Below are 23,076 nucleotides of genomic sequence, written 5' to 3'. Positions count from 1 at the left end.
GGGCCGCCAAGACCATGACTTGAGCCTGCGGGAGACGTCCCGAGGGGAGTGAGACACGATGATCCGCCTCTTGATCTTCATCGCCCTGGTTTTTGTCGCCGCGCTGGGCTCCGCCTGGGTGGCGGATCGGCCCGGCCTGGTGACGCTGGACTGGCAGGGCTACCGCATCGAGGTCGGCCTGATGACCGCCGTGGTGGCGCTGGCGGCCATCGTTGCCGTGTGCATCCTTGTGTGGAACCTGGCGCTCTTTGTGCTGCGATCGCCGGATCTCGTCGGCCGCTTCTTCCGCCGCCGGCGAAAGGACCGGGGTTATGACGCCCTGTCGAAGGCGCTGCTGGCGCTTGGTATCGGTGACGCGGCGACGGCGGCGCGCTACGGCAAGGATGCCGACAAGCTGCTCGAGGATGAGCCCGCCGCCCGACTGCTGCTGGCCCAGAGCGCCCAGCTTGCCGGCCGCCACGAGGAGGCGCGCGGTCGCTACGAGGAGATGCTCGACGACGCGCGGCTGAAGGCTGTCGGCCTGCACGGCCTCTACGTCGAGGCGGAACGTCTCGGCGAGCCGGTCGCCGCCCGCCATTACGCCGAAGAGGCGGCCGCACTGGTGCCTGGCCTGCCCTGGGCCGGGCGCGCCGTGCTCAGCTACCAGGCGGTTGCGGGCGACTGGGAGAAGGCGATCGCAACGCTGGAAAAGAATTACGCCTCCAAGCTCGTCGACAAGAAGACCTTCCGCCGCCACAAAGCGGTGCTGCTGACCGCACGGGCCATCGAGACCGAGGACCGGGATCCCGACACGGCGCGCGCGCTCGCCGGCGAGGCGCACGGACTTGCCCCGGCGCTGGTGCCCGCGGCGGTGATCGCCGCGCGGCTCGCGACCCGGCGCGGCGATATCCGCAAGGCGCTGAAGATCGTCGAGGCGACGTGGAAGCTCTCGCCGCATCCCGATCTTGCCGATGCCTATGCCCACGCCCGTACCGGCGATTCCGCATTGGACCGGCTGAAGCGGGTGAAGGCGCTCGCCGCGCTCCGCGCGCACAATGTCGAAGGCGCGCTGGCACTGGCGCGCGCCGCTCTCGATGCGGGCGATCACGCGCTTGCGCGCGAGCAGCTGCGCGCCGCGCTGCGGCTTGCGCCGACCCGCCGGGTGTTTCTGCTGATGGCGGATCTGGAAGAGCTGGAGAACGGCGACCGGGGCCGGGTGCGCGAGTGGCTGTCGCGAGCGGTGCGCGCGCCGGGCGATCCGGCCTGGGTGGCCGACGGCACGGTCAGCGAGACGTGGTCACCGGTGTCGCCGGTCGACGGTCGTCTCGACGCCTTTGCCTGGACGATGCCGCCTGTCGCCCGTGATACGGAGCGCGACGCTGTCGAGACCATCGACGATGCGCTGCTGGAGGCGCTTCCCGCGATGCCGCCGGCCGTGGTGCCGCGTGCGGAGGTCGAAGTGGTCGCGCCTGAAACCGAGGCCGAAACCGGCGTTTCGGTGCTTGAGGCCGAAGCCGTGCAGCCGGCGGATGCGCATGAACCGGAGAAGCCTGAGCCGGATAAGCCCGAGGCGGAGAAGCCTGCCGCGGCGACCGGGGAGCCGCCGGAGAAGCCCGCGGCGGAGCCCGCTGTGGGCGCTCCGGTCAACGGCGCGGCGAAGGCCGGGCCGGCGGCGGAAGCTCCGGCGAAGCAGGAGACCGGGAAACCCGCCGGGTCGGCGGGAACCGCAAGCGGCGAGAAGCCGGCGCGCGATCTGTCCCGCCCGATCGAGTTTCCGTTGAAGCACATGCCGGACGATCCGGGGCCCGATGGCGACGATGAGGAGCCGCCGACGAAGCCCGGCTATCGGTTCTTCAACTGATTGGACCGCATGGGTCATAAACAACAACGGCGCGCCAAATGGGCGCGCCGTTTGCGTTTGGGAAAAGCAGGATGAGGAATTCAGGCGCGGTCGAGCCCCTCGGCGAGCGAGCTTGCGGACCTGAAAGCGCCGGACTTCTCGTCAAGCAGGCGCAACTCGCCGGAGCCGATGTCGAACCAGGCGCCGTGCAGCGTCAGGCGGCCGCGTTCCTCGAGGATGCTCACGCAGGGAAAGCTGCGCAGGTTGACGAGTGACTGGCGCACACCGGCGTATTCCATCGCGGTCTGCGCGTCGGCGCCGCGCTCGGCCGGGTCGCAGCGAAACTGGGAGGCGGGCTCGAGCAGCGTCATCCACTTGCCGATGAAGTCGCCCGGCGACAGCGGGACCTTGTCCTGCTCCAGGAAGGCCTTGACGCCGCCGCACTGGCAGTGACCCATGACGACGATATGGCGCACCTTCAGCGCCTGGACGGCGAATTCCAGCGCCGCGCTGGTGGAATGGAAGTCGTTGTCCGGCTCATAGGGCGGGACCAGGTTCGCGACATTGCGCACGACGAACAGCTCGCCCGGCCCGGCGCCGAAGATGCCTTCCGGCGTGACCCGGCTGTCGCAGCACGAGACGACCATCACCTTTGGCTCCTGGCCGTAGACCGCGAGGCGCTCGTACTCCGGCCGTTGCGGGCGGTGCGCGTCCTCGCGATAGCGCAGGTATCCCGCGAGCAGGGCCTGAGGGAACACGCTGCCCTTCGGATCGTTTTCGGATTCGTTGCGGGACATGGCGTCTGGATCTCCAAAAGGCGCCTCGTGGCGAGGGGCTGGCACGCGTTACGTAAAATCAACTAGACGCCAGGGCAACCCTCAGATGTTGCAGCGCTGCCATCTCTTCAATCTACCGCTTGCACGGGGTCAGCCGCCACGGTCTTATGCCGGGACGGGGCGGCGGGTGCGAAGGCTTCCGCCCCGGGAGCTGCAAGCGAACGGGAAGGAGACAGGGTGAGCAAGACCAATCCGGGCAATTTCTTCGAGGACTTCCGCGTCGGGCAGGTGCTGCGGCACGCCACGCCGCGCACGGTGACGGCCGGGGATGTGGCGCTTTACACCGCGCTCTACGGATCGCGCTTTGCCGTCCAGTCGTCGGACAGTTTCGCCGAGGCGCTGCGCTACCCGCGCGCGCCCGTCGACGACCTGCTGGTCTTCCACCTGGTCTTCGGCAAGACCGTGCCCGACATCTCGCTCAACGCGGTCGCCAATCTGGGCTACGCGGGGGGGCGCTTCCTGAGCCCGGTCTATCCGGGCGACACGCTGTCGGCGGTGTCCGAGGTGATCGGCCTCAAGGAGAATTCCAACGGCACGACCGGCGTTGTCTACGTGCGGTCCACCGGGTACCGGCAGGACGGCACCGAGGTGCTCGACTACGTGCGCTGGGTGATGGTGAAGAAGCGCGATCCCGCGTCGCCCGCGCCGGAGCCCGTGGTGCCGGACCTGCCGGAGGCGATCGAGCCGGACGGGCTCGGCGATGCCTGCCCGCTGATCGACCAGGCTGGCTGGGACGGCGTGCTCGCCGGCACGCCCTATCGCTTCGACGACTACAAGGTGGGCGAGCGGATCGACCATGTCGACGGCATGACCGTGGAGGAGAGCGAGCACCAGCTCGCGACGCGCCTTTACCAGAACACGGCGCGGGTGCATTTCAACCAGTTCACCGAGGGACAGGGCCGTTTCGGCCGGCGGCTCGTCTATGGCGGCCACGTCATCTCGCTGGCTCGGGCGCTGAGCTTCAACGGTCTGGGAGCGGCGTTCCACGTCGCCGGCATCAACGGCGGCCGCCATGTGGCACCGCTGTTTGCGGGCGATACCGTCTTTGCCTGGTCCGAAGTGCTCGAGGCGGCGACGATCTCGGGGCGCGAGGATGTTGGCGCTCTGCGCCTGCGCACCATCGCGACCAGGGATCGGCCGTGCACCGATTTCCCGCTCGTCGACGCGGCAGGCGCCTATGATCCGGCCGTGATCCTCGACTTGGACTACTGGGTGCTGATGCCGCGCTAGCCGCTTCGGCCCGGACGCGCAAGCCTGCCGCCGAGCCGCTCGGAGACAGGCTTGCCGCCGTCCAACAGGGACGGCGGGTGCGCGTCAGTGCTCGCCGAGCTTGATGTCGGGCGTGTAGTCGATGCCGTCGACCTCCTTCACGACCGCCTGGCCGCAGGTGACCACGCCCTTCGTTGCGTCGAAGGCCAGCGACGGCGAGCCGTGCAGTGTCCAGCCCTTGTTGAGCGCCGCGGTCACCCGGTGGCAAAAGGCGCTGTCGTCGGGACCGGTGATGAAGCGATAGAGTTTCATGCGTCGTTTCCTTGGGTCGTGCCCGTCCTGGCGGTGCTCTGCGGGCACCTTGGGCATTGCGTGTTCGTGTCCTTCAGCTCCGGCGGGCGGTGATCGCGTCTGCGATGGCCACCAGCCGGGCACCCATTTCCGCGTGCAGGCGCTCGACCATGCGGCCCTCGACCTGGATCGCGCCCTTCGCGGCATTCTCCGGCTTTTCGAATTCGGCGATGATGCGGCGCGCCCAGGCGATGTCGGCGTCGGCGGGCGTGAAGGCGGCGTTGCATGCCTCGATCTGCCTGGGGTGGATGAGCGTCTTGCCGTCCATGCCCATCTCCGCACCCTCGCGGCATTCGGCGGCAAGGCCCTCGAGGTCGTCGAGGTGGTTCCAGACGCCGTCCAGGATGTCGATGCCATGGGCGCGGGCGGCGGCAAGGCAAGTCGCAAGCCAGGGGCGCATCGGCGCACGGCCGGGCACCAGGGCGGCGCGGGTCTCCTTGGCGAGATCATTGGTGCCCATGACGAAACAGGCGAGCCGGGTCTCGGGGTTGCCGGCGGCGGCGGCGATGGCGCCGGCGTTGAGCATGGCAAGCGGCGTTTCCATCATCGCCCAGATGCGCGTCGAGGCGGGAACGCGGGCCGCGTTCAGGCTGTGCGCGGCGCGGTCGAGATCGGCGGGCGAGGAGACCTTGGGCAGGAGGATCGCATCGGGCCGTGCGGCGATTGCCATCTCCAGATCGCCGGCACCCCACGGCGTGGCCAGTCCGTTGACCCGAATGACCAGCTCGCGGTGCCCGTAGCCGCCGGCGGCTACCGCCGCGCGCACCTGATCGCGCGCCATCTCCTTGGCGTCGGGGGCAACCGCGTCCTCCAGATCGAGGATCAGAGCGTCGACGTCGAGGGAACGCGCCTTGTCGAGGGCGCGGGCGTTGGAGCCGGGCATGTAGAGAGCGCTGCGGCGAGGGCGAATGGTGGTCGTCTTGGTCATCGTGGAGTGCGTCCCTTGCTAGGCTGTCCTGCTTCGGCGGGTCGGGCCCGTCTGTTGTGCGAGCGGGCGAAGATCATGTCCTTTGCCGCGACCAGCGCGCCAAGGGTGACGAGCGCGCAGGCCAGCGTCACCTTGAGTGTGAAGTCGCCGTAGCCGAAGGCGATCAGAAGAAGGGTCGAGAGCACCGGAGCGGCATAGGCCCCGGCGCCAAGGACCTGGATGTCGCCCTTCTTCACGCCGAAGTCCCAGACGAAGAAGGCAAGGCCGACGGGAAAGGCGGCCAGCGCCAGCACCGCGCCCCATTCACCGGCACCTTGCGGCCACACCGTCGTCTCGAACAGGGCGTGGGAGAGAAACGAAAGCGCCGAGGTGGCAAGGCAAAAGCTCGCGACGGCTTCCGTCGGCACCTTGCCGAGCCTGCGCGACAGCACCGAATACCCGGACCAGAAGAGGGCGGAGGCGACCGCCGCGAGATAGCCTGGCAGATGGGCCGGGTCGAGGTCGAGCCCTTTGTCTCCGGCAACGAGAAGGGCCGCGCCCAGCAGTCCGATCACCGTTCCGGCAATGTGGTGGGCCTTCAGCCGCTCGCCCGGCAGGAGCGCCGAAAAGACCACGATCAGCAGAGGCCAGGTGTAGTTGATGAGATTGGCGTCGACCGGCGGCGCGTTGCGGATCGCGGTGAAATAGAAGAAGTGGAAGCCGAAAAGGCCCGTCGTGCCAAAGGCAAGAACACCGACCGACTGGCGCATCAGGCGCAGCCGGCCGCGGGCGGCGAGCCAGATGACGGCGGCGACGCCGGAGAGCCCGAAGCAGAGCCCGTTCAGCAGGAAGGGCGGCACGCTGCCGGAGGCGGCGCCAAAGAGGCCGAGCGTCGACCACATCAGCACGGCGGACAGTCCGACGAGCGTGGCGCGCAAGCGCAGTGCCGAGGCCGTGGCGGTGTCGGGAGCGGCCTGCGAAACGGCTTCTGTCATGGTGGCGAGGAGCTCTTCGGGCAGGGGTGGAGACGGGGAGCGGCCGGCTTGCCTGCGCGAACCCGGGAGAACTATGCGGCGCGCGTCAGGTCCGCGTCAATCGGTCGCCGGCAGGGCTTGCCTCGGGGCGGAGCTATCGGCGGTTGAAATGGCGCGCGAGTTCGGGGCAATGTGACGGCCAATGCCGGCGAGAGACCGGCATCGAGACTGTTCGCGGAGAATTCATGAGCAAGATCACCATCAAGACGCTCGGACCGGACGATGCCCTCGTCCTCGCGCCGCTGATTGCCGAATACGCGCAGGCGCTGAAGCGCGGCGCGCCACGTCGCCCGGACCAGTTCTACGCCGAGCGCATCCTTGGCGACCGTACGGGGGAAGTGATCGGGGCAGAGCTCGACGGCCGGCTGGTCGGCTTCGCGATCTTCTTCGACCTGCCGGAAATCATCACCGGCCTGCGGGTCGGGCAGCTCGACGAGATCTACGTGCATCCGGACGCGCGCAACAACGGCGTCGGCCGGCGCATGGTCGAATGGCTGATCGGCGAGGGCGGCAGGCGCCACTGGGCCGAGCTGCGCTGGATCGTGCCGGGCAAGAACGCGCCGGCGATGGCGCTCTACGACAAGATCGCCGAGCCGGCCGACTGGAAAGGCTACGTCCTGCCGATCGACCGGGGCGCGTCCGCCTGACGGCGCGCCCCGGCGCAACACGATGACACGCCGCCGCTCACGCCCCTTCAGAAAAGGGGCGTGAGCGGCGCGATGGGAATGAAGCCGACGCGGGCGACACCGTCGCGGAATGCCAGCGGCACGATCACCGCGGGCGCGCCGTCGAGGGTGGTCGGCTTGCCGAAGGCGACGATTGCGCCGGCCAGCGACATCGGCACGTTCGATCCTTCCGGAAACAGCGGCGCGAGCAGGGCCGGCAACCGGTCGGAGCCCGATACCGTCAGCGGCAACTCACCCTCGAGCCGGCCGCGCGCGTCGAGGTGCAACGTGCCTTGCGCCGACAGGTTCAGCCCTTCTCCCGCGACCGTCAGCGATGCGATGCGGATCGCCCCGTCCGGGGAGAGCAGCGCCTTCGGGTCGATCGGGCCGCCGTTGCCCAGGAGCGCCGCGCCTCCCGCGATGGTCGCGGTCGCGGTCAGCTCCACGGGGGCCGCGAGGCCGGGGACGGCGAGTTGGGCCACCGACAGCGCGACATCGGCCGCGTCATCGCTGTCCGGCGAGTGACGAACGTGAAAGCTCGCCGTTTCCGCTGCAAGCGCCAGGCCGGGGGCGACATCCTCCGGGGCGGCGTTCAGGAGAAGCTGCGGCGCGGTGAGCTCGATGTCGCCGCGCGCCAGGCCGGCATCGCCGACGCGCAGGCTGGCCTGGGCAATGCGCCAGTTGGCGACCAGGCTCTGGTCGAGGCCCGGCAGCAGGCCGCCCAGGGCAAGCGGCGCGTCGGCCTCGAGAATGACGTGATAGGGATTATAGGCAAGAGCCACAGCGCGGAATCCGGCTGTCGTTGCCGTGCGCCCGTCCGTCGTGCGCAGCCGCAGCGGCGCGCAGGTGAGCTCGAACTGGAAGGGATAGCCGCCGAGCCATTCCTCGCCGCAGAAGATTTCGCCGCCCTCGGCGCTGGCGATGGCGGTGGCATTGCGCAGCACATCGCCGACCATGCCGCGTGCGGTTGCCCAATAGGCGCTCCACAGGCCCACGACCAGCAGCACCAGAACGATCAGGAGAATGAACCGGCGGCGCGTCGAGCGCCTGGGCTGCGGGCGTGCTGTCTCGGCCTTCGCCTCGCGTGGCGTTTCCGGTGACGTCTCGGGCATGGGATCCTCTTGTCTTGACGCGGGCGGGCGGACAGGCCCGCCGGGAGGCGCGGTTGCGTGAAAAGCATGGTCGGGGGGCGGTTTCAAGGCGAATTCTTGCCCTTCGGCTCGCCGGTTGCTAAATGCGGGGCCGGTCAGCACGAGGGGCGACATGCGGGATTTGTGGGTGTTCGGCTACGGGTCGTTGATCTGGCGGCCCGGATTTCGGTTCCAGGAAGCGGTTCCCGGCCTGTTGCACGGGGTGCACCGCTCGCTCTGCATCTACTCATGGGTCCATCGCGGCACACAGGAGCGCCCGGGTCTGGTGCTCGGCCTCGACCGGGGTGGCGCGTGCCGGGGCATGGCGTTTCGCGTCGCCGCCAGCGACCGGGAGGAGGTCGTTGCCTATCTGCGCGAGCGCGAGCAGGCGACGATGGTCTATGTGGAGGCCGAGCGTCGGGTGCGTCTCGACGGGCGCGGCGGCGAGACGATCGACGCGCTGACCTATCTGGTCGACCGTCGCCATCCCCAATATGCGGGCGTGCTGTCGCTGGAGCGGCAGGTGGAGATCGTGCGCGACGCCGCCGGCCAGTCCGGCCCCAACCCCGAGTATGTTCTCAACACGCTCGATCACCTGCGCCAGCTCGGCATCCGCGATGCCGGGCTCGAGGCGCTGGGGCGGAACCTCGCGCCGCGCTAGGCTGACGGTGCCAGATCAGGCGGCGGCCTTCCTCAGCCCGCCCCGCGAGATGATGAACTCGAGCACATCCTCGACCCCGGTTCCTTCCTTGACGTTGGTGAAGACGAAGGGCCGCTCCTTGCGCATCAGGCGCGAGTCCCGGTCCATCACCTCCAGCGACGCGCCGACCAGCGGCGCCAGATCCGTCTTGTTGATGACGAGAAGGTCGGAGCGGGTGATCCCGGGGCCGCCCTTGCGCGGGATCTTGTCTCCGGCGGAAACGTCGATGACGTAGATCGTCAGGTCCGCGAGCTCGGGCGAGAAGGTGGCGGCGAGATTGTCGCCGCCGGATTCGATCAGGATCAGGTCGAGCGCGGGAAAGGCGGCTTCCAGATCGGCGATGGCGGCGAGATTGATCGAGGCATCCTCGCGGATCGCCGTGTGCGGGCAGCCGCCGGTCTCGACGCCGCGGATGCGTTCGGCCTCCAGCGCGCCCGAGCGCGTGAGGAATTCCGCATCCTCCTTGGTGTAGATGTCGTTGGTGATGGCGGCGATCTCGAAATCGTCGCGCAACCGCTTGCACAGCGCATCCATCAGCGCCGTCTTGCCGGAGCCGACGGGGCCGCCGATGCCAACGCGCAAGGGACCGTTCGGTGAGGTCATTGGGGTATCTCCGCTATCCGATCCGTCAGGGTAAGATGTATCCGGTCGGGGGCGAGCATGATCGATCCGAGCTGGAACAGTCCGATCCATGCCCCCACGGACCCGCTCGGCGCGTCCGCTGTCGCGTTTGTGGCCCAGCGCAAGGCGACGGCGGAGCCGGGCTTGAGCAGTGAACGCCACACCTCGTGGCGCGGCAGCATCCACCAGGCGCCAGCGCCCGAGGTCAAGGCTTCGTCGGTGAGCGTCGGCGTCCCTCGCCAGGACCATTTTCCGTCCCGAAAGTCGCGCAGCACCGCGCAGGCCTCGACGCCAAGGATCTGAGCCGAGCGCGCGTCGGCCGGGGTTGCGATCCATTGGCCGCGTGGCTGGCGCAGGCCCAATGCCGGCAAGTGGCTCATGAGCGGAACAGCCGCGTGTACTGGGTTTCATGGCGCATGGAGGCAATGTCGGAGATGAAGGCGCAGCCGCCGATCTCGTCGAGCGGCGCGGCAATCGCCTCCGCGCTCAGTGCCTGCGTGGTCGCACGCAGCCGGTTCATCACCCGCTGCCCGTCGCTCTGGCCGAGCGGGACGGCGCGGATCGCGGCGGAAACGAGGTTCGCCACGAAGGCATGCAGATAGGCGCCGACCGTGGCCGCGACCGGCAGGCGCCAGGCGCTGGCGGCCAGCGCCAGGGCGAGCGGATAGGCCCAGCCGCCGCGCGGGATCGCCGCGCCTCCCGTCGTCAGCCGGTCGAACAGGGCAGCGGCCGAGCCGCACTCCGGCATCCAGGCGGCACGGATCGCGGTGATGAAGGCATCGCCCTGCGCGCCCGTCTCCAGACGGCGCTCCTGCGAGGGCTGAAGCGCCAGCGCCAGGTCGAGAAGGCCGCGAAAGGTCTCCTCGTCGGCAGCGCTGGCCGCCTCCATGCCCCGGGCGAGGAGGATCGCGTCCGAGCGGCCAGCTCCGTGGCACAGCACGTCGTCGAGCCAGGCGTTCAGGCTTGCCGCGTCCGTGACGGCGCCGTCCTCGACCGCCCATTCGAGCCCGTGGCTGTAGGTGTAGGCGCCGACCGGGAACGATGGCGACAGCCATGCGAGCAGCAGGTAGAGCGCTTCCTCGGGCGGGGCGAAACGGACGGTCATCGCGTCAGCTTTCGCCGCCGTCATGGCCTGCGGAACCATGGGTGTGGGCATGGCCATGCCCGTGACCCTTGTGGTCGTGCGTGTGATCGTGACTGTGGTCGTGTCCCCGCACCGTGCCGTGGCCATAGGCGCCGCCTTCGGGGTCGAAGGGGGCGACGAGCGGCGTCATTCCGCCGCCGAGACGTTCGACCATGTCCTCGATGACGTGGTCGCGGCGGATGCGGATGGCGCCGGGGACGAGTTGGGTCGGCAGGTGACGGTTTCCCAGGTGCCAGGCTATGCGCAGCAGCGCGTCGGCACTGGTCGCCTCGATCTCGACGAGGTCCTCGGCGGCCGCCAGAATGGCGACGATGCGCCCGTCCTGGAGGCGCAAGCCATCGCCGTGGCGCAGCTGCACGGCCTTTGGCAGGTCGAGCAGCACCCGCGTTCCTCCGGCACAGTCGAGCACCGCGCGGCGGCGGTGTCGGTCCTCGCGGTCGAGCACGACGCTGTCGTCGGGCGCGCTCTCCCAGCTTCCCGCCGGCAGGATTTCCGCCACCGCGATCATGCCGGGGCCGCTTCCTGCGCCCGCTTCGCCGCTGCTGCGAAGGCCGGACGCGCGCGGGTGCGGGCGATGTAGTCGGCAACCGGGCCGCTGTCGGGCAACGGGAAGCGGGCAGCCTCGGCCCAGCCGGCGCAATGTCCGACAAGCAGGTCGGGCAGGGTGAAGGTGTGGCCCATAAGATAGGGCTGACCGTCGAGCATCTGGGCGAGCCGGTCGAGGGCGATGGCGAACTCCGCCATGCAGACGCGCTTGACCTCGGGCGCGCGACGGTCGGGCGGGTTGGCGAACGTGTTCTTGGCGGCGGTCCACAGCGCGCCGTCGATCTCGTCGATCACGAACTGGGTGAAGCCGTCCTGGCGGGCGCGCTCGAGCGTTCCGGCGGGATGGGTCAGCTTGCCGTGCTTGTCGGCGAGATACTGACAGATGGCGACGGAATCGCGCAGCACGACGGAGCCGTCCTGCAGCAGCGGCACCTTGCCGAGCGGGCTCATCTCGCGGATCTCGGCGCTTTGCGGCATGGAGGGCACCAACTCGTAGGCGGCCCCCAGTTCCTCGAGCATCCAGATCACGCGCATCGTCCGCGTGCGCGGAAATCCGAATACGGTGTACATGTCGTCATCTCCCATCCAGGCGGCGGGACAGCGCCCTCCGCCGGTCTTCGCCGGGGCGGCCAGGCAATCCTAGAACAGGAAATAGCGCTGGGCCATCGGCAGCACTTCGGCCGGCTCGCAGGTGATCAGTTCGCCGTCGGCACGCACTTCGTAGGTCTCCGGATCGACCTCGATCGCGGGGGTGGCGTTGTTGAGCACCATGGAGGCCTTGGAGATGCCGTCGCGGGTGTTCTCGACCGGAAGCACCAGCCGGTCGAGGCCAAGCCGCTGCTTGATGCCGGCGTCATAGGCGGCCTGCGACACGAAGGTGACGCTGGAGGCGGTCATCGACCGGCCGAACGCGCCGAACATCGGCCGGTAGTGCACCGGTTGCGGCGTCGGGATCGAGGCATTGGGGTCGCCCATCGGCGCGGTGGCGATGGTGCCGAGCTTGAGGACGAGATCCGGCTTCACGCCAAAGAAGGCGGGATCCCAGATCACCAGATCGGCGAGCTTGCCGACCTCGACCGAGCCGATGTGGCGTGAAAGCCCGTGGGCGATCGCGGGGTTGATCGTCACCTTGGCGATGTAGCGGCGAACCCGCAGATTGTCGTTCTCGCCGGTCTCCTCCTTCAGGCGGCCGCGCTGCACCTTCATCTTGTGGGCGGTCTGGAAGGTGCGGATGCCGACCTCGCCGACCCGGCCCATGGCCTGGCTGTCGGAGGCGATGATCGAGAACGCGCCAATATCGTGGAGGATGTCCTCGGCGGCGATGGTCTCGCGGCGGATGCGGCTCTCGGCGAAGGCCACGTCCTCGGGGATCGACGGGTCGAGGTGGTGGCAAACCATCAGCATGTCGAGATGCTCGTCGATGGTGTTCACCGTATAGGGCCGCGTCGGATTGGTGGACGACGGGATGACGTTCGCCTCGCCGCACAGCTTGATGATGTCGGGGGCGTGGCCACCGCCGGCGCCCTCGGTGTGGAAGGCGTGGATGGTGCGGCCCTTGAAGGCGGCGGTGGTGTTCTCGACGAAACCGCTTTCGTTGAGCGTGTCGGTGTGGATCATCACCTGCACGTCGTGGGCGTCGGCGACCGCCAGGCAGCAGTCGATGGCCGCCGGCGTGGTGCCCCAGTCCTCATGCAGCTTGAGGCTGCAGGCGCCGGCCAGGATCTGCTCCTCGAGCGCCGCCGGCAGGGCGGCGTTGCCCTTTCCGGCGAAGGCGAGGTTCATCGGAAAGGCTTCCGCCGCCTGCAGCATGCGTTCGATGTGCCAGGGGCCGGGGGTGCAGGTGGTGGCGTTGGTGCCTGTTGCCGGCCCGGTGCCGCCGCCGAGCATGGTGGTCACGCCGGAGGTCAGCGCCTCGTCGATCTGCTGCGGGCAGATGAAGTGGATGTGCACGTCGAGCATGCCGGCGGTGACGATCTTGCCCTCGGCGGCGATTGCTTCCGTGCCCGGTCCGATGATGATGTCGACACCGGGCTGGATGTCCGGATTGCCCGCCTTGCCGATGGCGGCGATGCGTCCGTCCCTGAGCCCGATGTCGGCCTTGTAGATGCCGGTGTGGTCGACGATCAGCGCGTTGGTGATGACCGTGTCGACGGCGCCTTGCGCGCGGGTGCGCTGGGACTGGCCCATGCCGTCGCGGATCACCTTGCCGCCGCCGAATTTCACCTCCTCGCCGTAGAGCGTGAAGTCGCGCTCCACCTCGATGAAGAGCTCGGTGTCGGCAAGGCGTACCCGGTCCCCCGTGGTGGGGCCGAACATATCCGCATAGGCGGCGCGCGACAGTTTGTAAGCCATGTCCCCTCCGGCGAAAGCGAGAGCGGCCGGGCCCGGATCAGTTACCGAGGCCGGCGGCCAGTTGTTCCAGTTCTTCCGTGCGCTGCGTGGTCAGGTCGGCATTGCACTGGTAGATCAGCATGGGCTCCATCGTGCCGCCGTGGGCGAGATAGCCGTAGGCGGCGCAGGCCTTGTCGCGATAGGCGATCCAGGCGTGCTGGGCCTCCTTCAGCGCCTTTTCCGCGCCCTTCATGTCGGCGCTCTGGTTGGCGTCGAGGCCGCGCATGGTCTTCATCGCCTCGCCGTAGGCTGCGTTGAGATCCTTGTCGGCCGCCTGCCATTCCTGCTCGGCGCAATAGGTCATTTCCATCTGCACTTGCGGATCGTTGCAATCCACATCGGGCTGCGCGGCGGAGGCGGGCAGCGAAACGAAGAGGGACAAGCCGGCGAGAGCCAGCGTGGCGAAGGAAATGCGGGTCATTTTCGAACTGCCTTGTGTGGTGGTGTCAGAGAGACCCCATCACCTTGCCATTGAAACCGTAGACCGCGCGATCCCCGACATAGGGGACGAGCGTGATTTTTCGGGTTTGTCCCGGCTCGAAGCGGATTGCCGTTCCTGCGGGAATGTCGAGGCGCATGCCGCGCGCGGCCGTCCGGTCGAAGGCCAGCGCCGGATTGGTCTCGGCGAAGTGATAGTGCGAGCCGACCTGCACCGGGCGGTCACCGGTGTTGGCGACCTCGATCTCCAGCATGCGGCGGCCGGCATTCAGCTCGATATCGCCCTCGGCGGGCAGGATTTCACCCGGGATCATGGTTGCCCTCCGTCTGTCAGCGGATCGGTTCGTGAACGGTGACGAGCTTGGTGCCGTCGGGAAAGGTCGCCTCGACCTGGACGTCGTGGATCATCTCGGCGACGCCCTCCATCACCTGGTCGCGGGAGATCACCGTGGCGCCGGCGGTCATCATCTCGGCGACCGTGCGACCGTCGCGCGCGCCTTCCACGACGAAGTCCGTGATCAGCGCGATGGCCTCCGGGTAGTTGAGCTTGACCCCGCGCGCCAGGCGCTTGCGCGCCACCTCTGCGGCCATGGCGACGATCAGCTTGTCCTTTTCGCGTGGCGTCAGTTTCATGTGGTCCGTCCTGTTTCGGGCATGCGCTCAGCAGTACCAGGTGCGGGGCAGCGCCGTGCCGCGCCATGTCTCGAGAAAGGCGACAAGCCCCTCGCGCATGTCCTGCCCGGTCTCGGCGACGAAGCGCAGGACAAGACAGTCGGTGAGCGCGCTGACGCCGCAGCGAAAGGCCGTGCCCGAGCCGCGCAGGCCGTCGAGCAGTGCGCGCGCCTTGCCAAGGTCGTCCGGCGCTCCCGGCCGGCAGTCGATGACGGTGGCGAATGCGCGCCCGCCTGCGGCCGTTGCCGGGCCGGAAAGAATGTCGGTCGCGTCGCCGGAAATGCGGGCCTCGTCGGCGAACACGAGCCGGCCGTCGCGCCGGATGCGCCAGCGGTCGCGAAAGGACAGCGCATGGACGCTCTCGCCCATTGCCTCGCGTCCGACGACGACGCTTTCCACCGCCAGCAGGGCGGCGTTCGGGGCAAGGTCGGCGGAGAAGGAACGGGTCAGTTCGGCGCGGTCGAAGAGGATTGTTTCCTGCGGCAGCCACTCCAGGCATGCGCCATCCCCGGCGCGCAGGCGGCTGTCCAGGGTCGCGGCGCCATGGGGGCTTTTGTAGACCCGCTCGGCCGCCTGGGTGGTGACGATCGCGCGGGCGCCGTCGCCGACCTCGGCGTCGAAGTCGAGCTGGTCACCGCCGGTGAGGCCGCCTGCGGTGTTGAGAAAGACGGCGACGGGGACGCCGTCATGCGTCTTGGGAAGCCGGATCTTGGCCGAGCCGCTCTGCTCGAGGTCGGCGAGCCGCGTCGCCTCGGCGCGCTGGACGAAGCGGACGCGGGCTGCGCCGCGCACCCGTTGCAGGGCCGGAGGGCTGGTCGAGTGCATCAGGGCGGGGTCGGCGGGCATGGGGCTCGGCTTTCTTGCTTCGTATGGCTCGGTGTTAGCAAGAGCGGGGCCAGTTTGCGGGAAGTCTTGCGGGGCGTGCCGGAGGGAGCAGGGAAAGGGGCGATGCGCCGGGGGAAGGGCTGGCGTCATGCCCAGGAAATGGGCAAATGCACAAGACGAGGGCGAAGAAGACGGGGCACGGCCGTGCGGTCTTCTTTGCAAAGTCGTCGCTCCTGCGTCTAAATGCCGGACGACGCTCGCCTTGTGCATCCGGTCGCGGATGACGACATGGGGCGAGGCCTCTTCCAATGACCCCGTGCCAGCGTTCCAGGAGTTCCCCCGATGATCCGCGACGACATCAAGTCCGCCCTCGTTGCCGCCATGAAGGCGAAGGACGCCAAGACGGTTTCCACGCTGCGTCTCGTCCAGTCGGCGCTCAAGAACCGCGAGATCGAGTTGCGTGGCGGCGAGGCGCGGACCGACGACGACGCGCTCGTCATCGAGGTCCTGAAGAAGATGGTGAAACAGCTTCAGGATTCGATCGTGCTCTACGAACAGAACGGGCGCGCCGATCTTGCCGAGGGCGAGAAGGCCGAGGTCGCGCTCATCGAGGGCTTCCTGCCGGCGCAGATGAGCGAGGCGGAGATCGATGCGACGGTCGGCACCGTCATCGCCGAGCTCGAGGCCGGCAGCATGAAGGACATGGGCAAGGTGATGGCCGCGCTGCAGGCGCGCCACGCCGCCACCATGGACATGAAGATGGCGAGCGCGAAGGTTAAGGCACGGCTTTCCGCCTGAGCGGCAACGATCTTCCGCAACGGAATTTTCTTGCGCGGATTTTGCAATTCGTCCCCGGTTTCGGCTAGATAGGGGCGAGAATTCAAAGGGAGCGTCGTGTCGTGGATCGATCCGTGCGACCGACGTCCCGCATGAGGCGGGGTTGCGCTGCGGCCCGCCTCGACCCGTCGTCCGGAGGATTGGGCGTGCAGATCAACGCTATGGCCCGTTCTATTCTGCCCGGCAGGCATCGCCTGCGTGGGTTTTTCATGCTGCTTGCGCTGGCCGGTTTTGCGGTCGCGGCGCTCCCGGGCCCCGGCGCGCGTGCCGAGGTGGCGTCGTGGATCGTCGTCGACATGGAGTCTGGCGGCGTCATTTCGCAGAAAGCAGCGCGTCGGCAGTGGTATCCGGCCTCGATCACCAAGCTGATGACCGCCTATGTCACCTTCAAGGCGATGCGCGAGGGACGGGCGAGCGCCCGGTCCGTGGTCACCGTCAGCGCCAATGCGCACGCCATGCCGCCGAGCAAGATGGGCTTCAAGCCGGGCACCCGGCTGACGCTCGACAGCGCGCTGAAGATGGTCATCGTCAAGTCGGCCAATGACGTTGCGGTCTCGATCGCCGAATCCGTCGGCGGCAGCGAGCCGGCCTTCATCGAGCTGATGAACGCGGAGGCGCGCCGGCTCGGCATGTCGGCGACCCATTTCGTCAATCCGCACGGGTTGCCCGACCCGGGCCAGATTTCCTCCGCGCGCGATCTGGCGCTTCTGGCGCGCACCCTGTGGCGCGAGTTTCCCGAGCATCGCCATTACTTCCAGGTTGCGGGCATCCGGGTCGGCAACAAGGTGCTGAAGTCGGCGAACCGGGAGTTTCTCGCCCGGGTGCCTGGCGCCAACGGCATGAAGACGGGGTATGTCTGCAACTCCGGGCTCAACGTCGTCGTCTCCGCGACGCGCGGCGGGCGCACGGTGCTTGCGGTCGTGCTCGGCGCCGCCTCGGGCGTGGAGCGGGCGGCGAAGGCGCGCGAGCTCATCGACGACGGGTTCGACAAGCGCGGCGGCCGCTCGGTGGAGCAGCTGACCGGCGTGTCCGGCGGGCCGCCGCCCGACGGCTACTGCAAGCGCAATCCCCGGCCGACGGCCGAGGAACTCCTGGCCGCCTATGGCAATAGGAAATCCGGCGGTTCGGTGCTCGCCTTCGTGGGCGGCGGCATCTCGCGCCCGCCTGCTCTGCAGGGCATTTCGCAGCCTGCCGCCGATGCCGAGGACGACGAGGTTCCCCAGACCGCCGGCGGCAAGACCGACTGGGCCAAGGTAATGGACGAGGTGATCGGCCCGCGCCAGCGCGTCGACGAGCCGCTGCGCGTGTCGCTCGGTGTGCCTGCCGATGCGAATTCGCCAAAGATCGCGGCCGGCGTCGCTGCGGCGGCTGTCGCCGTCGGCGTTCCGATCCCCGGCGCGCCGATGCCCCAGTCAAAGCCGGCGCTGATCGAGGCCTCCGCCGCGGTTTCCGGCGCGGGGGGCATTCGCCGGAGCGTCGAGCATGGCACCGCCGCCGGCCAGGCAGCGCCCGGCGCGATCTTCCGCGGCAAGCCGCTCGTTCTCGTGCCGCGGCCCCTGGCCGCGCCGCGCCCCTGATCCCAGTCCTGCGTCACAGAGATCGCCTTCGGGCGAGAAAGGACCTGTCGTGACCGATATCGCCCCGGCGCCCGCGCCCGCGCCTGCGCGCCAGCCGAAGCCGCCGATCCCGCTGACCGTCATCACCGGCTTCCTGGGAGCCGGCAAGACAACGCTGCTCAACCGGCTGCTGGGAGATCCGGCGCTTGCCGACGCCGCTGTGATCATCAACGAGTTCGGCGAGGTCGGTCTCGACCATCTCTTCGTCGAGGGTGGCGCGGAGGGCATCGTCGAACTGTCCTCCGGGTGCCTGTGCTGCACCATCCGCGGCGATCTGGTGACGACGCTGGAGGACCTGCTGCGGCGGCTCGACAATGGCCGCACCGAACGCCTGTCGCGGGTGGTGATCGAGACCACCGGGCTCGCCGATCCCGCGCCGGTCCTGCACACGGTCATGCAGCACCCCTATCTGGTCATGCGCTACCGGCTCGACGGGGTGGTGACGCTGGTGGATGCGGTCAATGGCGAGGCGACCCTGGACGCGCAGCAAGAGGCGGTGAAGCAGGTGGCGGTGGCCGACCGCATCGTGCTGACCAAGACGGACCTTGCCGAGGGGGCGGCGGCCAACGACCCGTCCTCGCCGCTGCGCCGCCGGATCGCGGCACTCAACCCGGGCGCCCCGATCCTTTTTGCGGCGAAAGGCGAAGCAACGGTGGCGGAGCTGATCGGTACCGGCCTCTACGATCCGGCGACAAAGACGTCCGATGTGGCGCGCTGGCTCAATGCCGAGGCCTATGAGGACAAGCACCGACATCATCATCACGACCACGACCACGACCATGATCATTCCCACGGGGATGGCGGCGGTCATCACCATCACGACGTCAACCGGCACGGCGATGGCATTCGCGCCTTCTCGCTGACCTCCGAGCGGGCGATGCCGGCGGCCGGGCTGGAGATGTTCCTCGACCTGCTGCGTTCGGCGCACGGGCCGAAGCTGTTGCGGATGAAGGGCATCGTGCGGATTGCCGAGGACCCGGAGCGGCCGGTGGTGCTGCACGGGGTGCAGCATGTCTTTCATCCGCCGGTGAGGCTGCCGGCCTGGCCGGACGGTGACCACCGCACCCGGCTCGTGTTCATCACCCGCGACCTGCCGGAGGGCTTCGTGCGCAGGCTTTTCGACGCTTTCGTCGGCAATGTCGCGACGGACACGCCGGACGCGGCGGCGCTGTCCGGCAATCCGCTGGCGATCACGGGCTTCAGCGGTCGCTTCGGCTGAGCATCGCGGCGCGGCGGGTCACTCCGCTTTGCGGTCGCGCACGCGGATGAGCCCCTCCTGGGCAACCGAGGCGACGAGCTGGCCGTCGCGGGAATAGAGGCCGCCACGGGTGAAGCCGCGTCCGCCGGAGCTGGAGGGGCTGTCCTCGGCGTAGAGCAGCCAGTCGTCGGCGCGGAACGGGCGGTGGAACCACATGGCGTGGTCGATGCTCGCCACCTGCAGCTCCGGATCGAACACGCTGGTGCCATGGGCGAACAGCGAGGTGTCGAGCAGGGTCATGTCGGAGGCATAGGCGAGCACGCAGGAATGGATGCGCGGATCGTCGGGCAGGGCGGCGCTGGCGCGGACCCAGACGTTTTGCGCCGGCGTCAGCTTCTTGCGGCTGAAATAGTGGTCGAGGTCGACCGGCCTCAGCTCGATGGGCCGGTCGCGCTGCCAGTAGCGGCGCACCGGCTCGGGGGCGTGCGCCAGGAATTTCTCCTTCAGCTCCGCTTCGCTCGGCAGGTCCTCCGGCATCGGCACGTCCGGCATGGTCGACTGGTGCTCGAGGCCGGCCTCCATCAGCTGGAAGGAGGCGGACATGGAGTAGATCGGCTTGCCATGCTGGATGGCGACGACACGCCGCGTTGTGAAGCTGCCGCCGTCGCGGATACGGTCGACTTCGTAGATGATCGGCACCGCCGGATCGCCGGGGCGCAGGAAATAGGCATGGAGCGAATGCACGAAGCGGTCTTCCGGCACGGTGCGCGAGGCGGCGACCAGCGCCTGGCCGATGACCTGGCCGCCGAACACGCGTTGCCAGCCGACCTGCGGGCTCATGCCGCGGAAGAGATTGTGTTCCAGCGGCTCCAGATCGAGTATCGAGAGCAGGTCATCGACGGCAGAACGCATCCGGAGGGTCCTCTTCGGCGGAAACGGGTTTCCGGAACGTGTGTTTCGCCGGAGCGGAAAGTCAAGGCCGTCCGAACGGACGGTGTGGCGTCGAAAGCCCTTCAGCCGGGCGCAAGGAGGCTCGCATGAGCGCGAAACAGACCCCGAAAGGGGACCGGTCCCTGGACGTCCTCGTCGCCGGTGGCGGCTATGTCGGCCTGTCGCTTGCCCTGGCACTCAAGCAGGCGGATCCGGCGATGTCGGTTGCCGTCGTCGACCTGCGGCCGGTGGAAAGCCTTGAGAAGGACCCGCGCGCCTCGGCGATCGCCGCGGCCGCCTGCCGGATGCTCGACCAGCTCGGCGTCTGGCAGGAGATCCTGCCGCATGCCCAGCCGATGACCGAGATGATCGTCACCGATTCGCGCCTGCGCGACGCCGTGCGCCCGGTGTTTCTCACCTTCGACGGCGCGGTGGAGGCGGGAGAGCCCTTCGCCCACATGGTTCCGAACGGCAAAATGGTCGCGGCGCTGGCGCGGCGCGGCGCGGAGATCGGCGTCGAGCACATCGCGCCCGACAGCGTCGCCGGCTTCTCGGTTGCCGGCGCCGGCGTCGAGATCCGCCTCGGATCGGGCGCGACGCGCCAGGCGCGCCTGCTGGTCGCCGCAGACGGCGTCAAGTCGCGTCTGCGCGACCTTGCCGGCATCGGCACGGTGCGCTGGGAGTACGACCAGTCGGGCATCGTCACCACCGTGCGCCATGAGCGGCCGCACAACGGACGGGCGGAGGAGCACTTCCTCCCCTCCGGTCCCTTCGCGATCCTGCCGCTGGTCGGCAACCGTTCCTCGCTGGTCTGGTCGGAGCGCCGGGTCGAGGCGGACAAGCTGGTCAAGGGTGATGATTTCACCTTCGAGCTCGAGCTTGAACGCCGCTTTGGCCACCATCTCGGCAAGATCGAGCTGGAGGGGCCGCGCCACGCCTTCCCGCTCGGCCTGACGCTTGCCCGCGATTTCGTGCGCCCGCGCTTTGCGCTCGCTGGCGATGCCGCCCACGGCATTCACCCGATTGCCGGGCAGGGGCTCAACATGGGGTTCAAGGATGTCGCGGCGCTTGCCGAGGTGATCGTGGAGGCGCGGCGGCTGGGCGAGGACATCGGCGCGCTCGACGTGCTGGAGCGCTACCAGCGCTGGAGGCGCTTCGACGCCTGGCGCATGGGGGCCGTCACCGATGTGTTGAACCGCCTGTTTTCGAACGATCTGGATGTGGTGCGGGCGGTGCGCGACATCGGCCTCGGCCTGGTCGACCGGATGCCCTCGCTCAAGCGCATGTTCATCCGCCAGGCCGCCGGCCTAGAGGGCCCGGCGCCCCGGTTGCTCGTCGGCGACCCGATCTGAGGGTTCGTGCGAGAAGGTGATTCAACGCGGGCCTGATTTGCTTTAGGAACGAGGGAGTGTCGAACACCGGGGAAGGGAAAGATCGCATCGATGGCCGTTACACAGCCTGACCAGCCGGCAGACGGCGATCGGCGGCAGCGGGTCATCCTGATCACCGGCTGCTCTTCCGGCATCGGGGCGGCGGCGGCCCACACCCTGCGCGGTCGCGACTGGCGTGTCTTCGCCACCGCCCGCAGGCAGGAGGATGTGGAGCGGCTTCTCGACCAGGGCTTCGAAAGTCTGCGTCTCGACTATGCGGACGAGGCCAGCATCGCGGCGGCGGCGGCGGAGGTTCTGTCGCGCACCGGCGGGCGGCTCGACGCGCTCTTCAACAATGGCGCCCATGCCGTGCCGGGGGCGCTCGAGGACATGCCGACGACCGCCCTGCGCGATCTGTTCGAGGCGAATTTCTTCGGCTGGCACACGCTGACGCGCGCCGTCATCCCGGCAATGCGGGCGCAAGGGACGGGGCGGATCGTGCAGTGCTCCTCGATCCTCGGTTTCATCGGCATGCCGTATCGCGGCGCCTACAACGCCTCGAAATTCGCGCTCGAAGGCTATAGCGACACGCTTCGCAACGAGCTCGCGGGCACCGGCATCGCGGTTTCGCTGATCGAGCCCGGCCCGATCGCCACACGTTTCACCGAGAATGCGCTGGCCAATTTCGAACGGGTGATCGGCGACGCGGGAATGGCTGCCTCGCCGTTTCGCGCCAGCTATGAGAAGCGGCTGGAGCGGATGCGCTCCGGCGAGCCCTCGCCCTTCAAACTGCCGGCCGGCGCGGTGGTGCGCCAACTGGTTCACGCGGTGGAGGCATCACGGCCGAAGCTGCGCTACCGGGTGACCGTGCCGACCATCGTGATGGCGGCGGCGAAGCGGGTGCTGAGCGCGCGCATGCTCGACAGGATGCTGCTGCGCGCGGCGCGCGGCGAAGAATGACGACACCCGCGCGCGCCTCCGCCGAAGAGGCCCGGGCGCGGCGGAACGGACAGACGGGAAGGATCGGAAATGGCTGAAATCCTGAGAGGGGCTATCCCCTTCGCGCTCGCGGCGGTGGCGCTCGTGCTCCTGATGGGGCTTTGGAACATGATGCGCGGCGGCCCTTCGTCGCGCTCGCAGAACCTGATGCGCTGGCGCGTCGTTCTGCAGTTCCTGGCCATCGTCATCGTCATGAGCGTGCTCTATCTGTCCGGCTCGAAGCCCTGATCCAGCCGGAGGACGTGATATGGTTGTTCTGAACAAGATCTACACAAAGACCGGAGACGCCGGCACCACGGCGCTCGCCTCGGGCGACCGCAGGCCGAAACACGATCTCAGGATCGAGGCCTACGGTACGGTCGACGAGACCAATTCCGTCGTCGGTCTCGCCAGGCTCGCCACGGCTGAGGCAGCCCCGGATCTCGACATGGCGCTGGCGCGCATCCAGAACGATCTTTTCGATCTCGGCGCCGATCTCGCGACGCCCGAAAGCGAGAACCCTGCCTATCCGCCGCTGCGCGTCACCGAGGCGCAGGTGAGCGCCATCGAGGCGGAGATCGACCGGATGAACGCCGATCTCTCGCCGCTGCGGTCCTTCGTGCTGCCAGGCGGCTCGCCGGCTGCCGCCTATCTTCACCTCGCGCGGACCGTGTCGCGCCGGGCGGAGCGGCTGATGACGGAGCTTGCCGAGCGCGAGCCGGTCAACCGCCAGGCGCTGATCTACATGAACCGGCTGTCGGATTTCTTCTTCGTCGCCGCCCGTCATGCCAACGACAAGGGCGCGGCCGACGTGCTCTGGGTCCCGGGCAAGAACCGCTAGGGGGCTCCCGGCGCGGAC

At 68.7% G+C, this 23,076-nt stretch carries 27 protein-coding genes; 11 read left to right on the top strand and 16 right to left on the bottom strand.

From position 1 onward, the window contains the following. Positions 1-58 precede the first annotated feature (58 nt). Complete coding sequence (locus ACSLUQ_RS16110; protein WP_461809099.1) at positions 59-1,840, top strand: heme biosynthesis HemY N-terminal domain-containing protein; 1,782 nt, start codon at positions 59-61, stop codon at positions 1,838-1,840. Between the two features lie 80 nt (positions 1,841-1,920). On the opposite strand, the gene ACSLUQ_RS16105 is transcribed toward ACSLUQ_RS16110, so the two are convergent. Next, a complete protein-coding gene (locus tag ACSLUQ_RS16105; protein ID WP_417771495.1) occupies positions 1,921-2,616 on the bottom strand; it encodes a carbonic anhydrase in 696 nt (231 codons plus the stop codon). 216 nt (positions 2,617-2,832) lie between these two features. On the opposite strand from ACSLUQ_RS16105, the gene ACSLUQ_RS16100 reads away from it, so the two are divergent. Next, a complete protein-coding gene (locus ACSLUQ_RS16100) occupies positions 2,833-3,885 on the top strand; it encodes a MaoC family dehydratase (protein ID WP_417771496.1) in 1,053 nt (350 codons plus the stop codon). A gap of 84 nt (positions 3,886-3,969) precedes the next feature. Here ACSLUQ_RS16100 and ACSLUQ_RS16095 read toward each other — a convergent pair whose 3' ends face one another. The 3 genes from ACSLUQ_RS16095 to yddG all read right to left on the bottom strand — a co-directional run bounded on the left by ACSLUQ_RS16095 (position 3,970) and on the right by yddG (position 6,066). After that, positions 3,970-4,176, bottom strand: coding sequence for a DUF1737 domain-containing protein (locus tag ACSLUQ_RS16095; protein ID WP_461809098.1), 207 nt, complete (start codon positions 4,174-4,176; stop codon positions 3,970-3,972). Between the two features lie 73 nt (positions 4,177-4,249). Then, entirely contained in the window at positions 4,250-5,143 is an 894-nt protein-coding gene (locus tag ACSLUQ_RS16090) for an HpcH/HpaI aldolase/citrate lyase family protein (protein ID WP_461809097.1), read from the bottom strand. Beyond that, positions 5,140-6,066 (bottom strand): aromatic amino acid exporter YddG, encoded by a 927-nt coding sequence (yddG, locus tag ACSLUQ_RS16085; protein ID WP_461809262.1) that lies wholly within the window; start codon positions 6,064-6,066, stop codon positions 5,140-5,142. The genes ACSLUQ_RS16090 and yddG overlap by 4 nt, the downstream gene beginning before the upstream one ends. A 275-nt stretch (positions 6,067-6,341) precedes the next feature. Here yddG and ACSLUQ_RS16080 point away from each other — a divergent pair, with 275 nt between their 5' ends. After that, complete coding sequence (locus tag ACSLUQ_RS16080; RefSeq protein ID WP_417771499.1) at positions 6,342-6,803, top strand: GNAT family N-acetyltransferase; 462 nt, start codon at positions 6,342-6,344, stop codon at positions 6,801-6,803. Positions 6,804-6,850: 47 nt separating this feature from the next. On the opposite strand, the gene ACSLUQ_RS16075 is transcribed toward ACSLUQ_RS16080, so the two are convergent. Beyond that, positions 6,851-7,933, bottom strand: coding sequence for a DUF2125 domain-containing protein (locus tag ACSLUQ_RS16075; protein WP_461809096.1), 1,083 nt, complete (start codon positions 7,931-7,933; stop codon positions 6,851-6,853). Positions 7,934-8,084: 151 nt separating this feature from the next. Here ACSLUQ_RS16075 and ACSLUQ_RS16070 point away from each other — a divergent pair, with 151 nt between their 5' ends. After that, on the top strand, positions 8,085-8,612 hold the full coding sequence (locus ACSLUQ_RS16070; protein WP_461809095.1) for a gamma-glutamylcyclotransferase: 528 nt from the start codon (positions 8,085-8,087) through the stop codon (positions 8,610-8,612). A 15-nt stretch (positions 8,613-8,627) separates the two neighbouring features. Here ACSLUQ_RS16070 and ureG read toward each other — a convergent pair whose 3' ends face one another. The 10 genes from ureG to ACSLUQ_RS16020 form a co-directional block, all read right to left on the bottom strand. Beyond that, on the bottom strand, positions 8,628-9,254 hold the full coding sequence (gene ureG, locus ACSLUQ_RS16065; RefSeq protein ID WP_417771502.1) for an urease accessory protein UreG: 627 nt from the start codon (positions 9,252-9,254) through the stop codon (positions 8,628-8,630). After that, entirely contained in the window at positions 9,251-9,652 is a 402-nt protein-coding gene (locus tag ACSLUQ_RS16060; protein WP_461809094.1) for a hypothetical protein, read from the bottom strand. The genes ureG and ACSLUQ_RS16060 overlap by 4 nt, the downstream gene beginning before the upstream one ends. Continuing rightward, a complete protein-coding gene (locus ACSLUQ_RS16055) occupies positions 9,649-10,434 on the bottom strand; it encodes an urease accessory protein UreF (RefSeq protein WP_461809093.1) in 786 nt (261 codons plus the stop codon). The genes ACSLUQ_RS16060 and ACSLUQ_RS16055 overlap by 4 nt, the downstream gene beginning before the upstream one ends. Further along, on the bottom strand, positions 10,382-10,924 hold the full coding sequence (locus tag ACSLUQ_RS16050) for an urease accessory protein UreE (RefSeq protein ID WP_461809092.1): 543 nt from the start codon (positions 10,922-10,924) through the stop codon (positions 10,382-10,384). The genes ACSLUQ_RS16055 and ACSLUQ_RS16050 overlap by 53 nt, the downstream gene beginning before the upstream one ends. Further along, positions 10,921-11,532: a glutathione S-transferase family protein gene (locus ACSLUQ_RS16045; RefSeq protein WP_461809091.1), complete on the bottom strand. Its 612-nt coding sequence runs from the start codon at positions 11,530-11,532 to the stop codon at positions 10,921-10,923. The genes ACSLUQ_RS16050 and ACSLUQ_RS16045 overlap by 4 nt, the downstream gene beginning before the upstream one ends. Before the next feature lie 69 nt (positions 11,533-11,601). Beyond that, positions 11,602-13,314 carry an urease subunit alpha gene (ureC, locus tag ACSLUQ_RS16040; protein ID WP_461809090.1) on the bottom strand — a complete coding sequence of 571 codons (1,713 nt, stop codon included), beginning with the start codon at positions 13,312-13,314 and terminating at the stop codon, positions 11,602-11,604. A gap of 37 nt (positions 13,315-13,351) precedes the next feature. Beyond that, on the bottom strand, positions 13,352-13,774 hold the full coding sequence (locus tag ACSLUQ_RS16035; RefSeq protein WP_417771508.1) for a lysozyme inhibitor LprI family protein: 423 nt from the start codon (positions 13,772-13,774) through the stop codon (positions 13,352-13,354). A 25-nt stretch (positions 13,775-13,799) separates the two neighbouring features. Next, complete coding sequence (locus ACSLUQ_RS16030; protein WP_417771509.1) at positions 13,800-14,105, bottom strand: urease subunit beta; 306 nt, start codon at positions 14,103-14,105, stop codon at positions 13,800-13,802. Between the two features lie 16 nt (positions 14,106-14,121). Continuing rightward, positions 14,122-14,424, bottom strand: coding sequence for an urease subunit gamma (locus ACSLUQ_RS16025; protein ID WP_417771510.1), 303 nt, complete (start codon positions 14,422-14,424; stop codon positions 14,122-14,124). A gap of 27 nt (positions 14,425-14,451) precedes the next feature. Continuing rightward, positions 14,452-15,309, bottom strand: coding sequence for an urease accessory protein UreD (locus ACSLUQ_RS16020; protein ID WP_417771511.1), 858 nt, complete (start codon positions 15,307-15,309; stop codon positions 14,452-14,454). 321 nt (positions 15,310-15,630) lie between these two features. On the opposite strand from ACSLUQ_RS16020, the gene ACSLUQ_RS16015 reads away from it, so the two are divergent. The 3 genes from ACSLUQ_RS16015 (at position 15,631) to ACSLUQ_RS16005 (ending at position 18,960) form a co-directional block, all read left to right on the top strand. After that, positions 15,631-16,086, top strand: coding sequence for a GatB/YqeY domain-containing protein (locus ACSLUQ_RS16015; RefSeq protein ID WP_417771512.1), 456 nt, complete (start codon positions 15,631-15,633; stop codon positions 16,084-16,086). 185 nt (positions 16,087-16,271) lie between these two features. Continuing rightward, positions 16,272-17,702, top strand: a complete 1,431-nt coding sequence (locus ACSLUQ_RS16010) for a D-alanyl-D-alanine carboxypeptidase family protein (protein WP_461809089.1) — start codon at positions 16,272-16,274, stop codon at positions 17,700-17,702. Between the two features lie 58 nt (positions 17,703-17,760). Beyond that, positions 17,761-18,960 (top strand): CobW family GTP-binding protein, encoded by a 1,200-nt coding sequence (locus tag ACSLUQ_RS16005; RefSeq protein ID WP_461809261.1) that lies wholly within the window; start codon positions 17,761-17,763, stop codon positions 18,958-18,960. Between the two features lie 18 nt (positions 18,961-18,978). On the opposite strand, the gene tesB is transcribed toward ACSLUQ_RS16005, so the two are convergent. Then, entirely contained in the window at positions 18,979-19,851 is an 873-nt protein-coding gene (gene tesB, locus ACSLUQ_RS16000) for an acyl-CoA thioesterase II (protein ID WP_417771514.1), read from the bottom strand. A 125-nt stretch (positions 19,852-19,976) separates the two neighbouring features. Between tesB and ACSLUQ_RS15995 the strand changes: the two genes are divergently transcribed. The 4 genes from ACSLUQ_RS15995 (at position 19,977) to ACSLUQ_RS15980 (ending at position 23,058) form a co-directional block, all read left to right on the top strand. Then, positions 19,977-21,221: a ubiquinone biosynthesis hydroxylase gene (locus ACSLUQ_RS15995; RefSeq protein ID WP_417771515.1), complete on the top strand. Its 1,245-nt coding sequence runs from the start codon at positions 19,977-19,979 to the stop codon at positions 21,219-21,221. A 90-nt stretch (positions 21,222-21,311) separates the two neighbouring features. After that, entirely contained in the window at positions 21,312-22,199 is an 888-nt protein-coding gene (locus tag ACSLUQ_RS15990) for an SDR family NAD(P)-dependent oxidoreductase (protein ID WP_417771516.1), read from the top strand. 69 nt (positions 22,200-22,268) lie between these two features. Continuing rightward, positions 22,269-22,466, top strand: coding sequence for a twin transmembrane helix small protein (locus ACSLUQ_RS15985; RefSeq protein WP_417771517.1), 198 nt, complete (start codon positions 22,269-22,271; stop codon positions 22,464-22,466). Positions 22,467-22,485: 19 nt separating this feature from the next. After that, positions 22,486-23,058 carry a cob(I)yrinic acid a,c-diamide adenosyltransferase gene (locus tag ACSLUQ_RS15980; protein WP_417771518.1) on the top strand — a complete coding sequence of 191 codons (573 nt, stop codon included), beginning with the start codon at positions 22,486-22,488 and terminating at the stop codon, positions 23,056-23,058. Positions 23,059-23,076: the final 18 nt, after the last annotated feature.

Source organism: Stappia sp. ICDLI1TA098, assembly GCF_054880955.1.
Note: the sequence above shows the minus strand (reverse complement) of the source record. Positions and strands in the feature narration are given on the sequence as shown.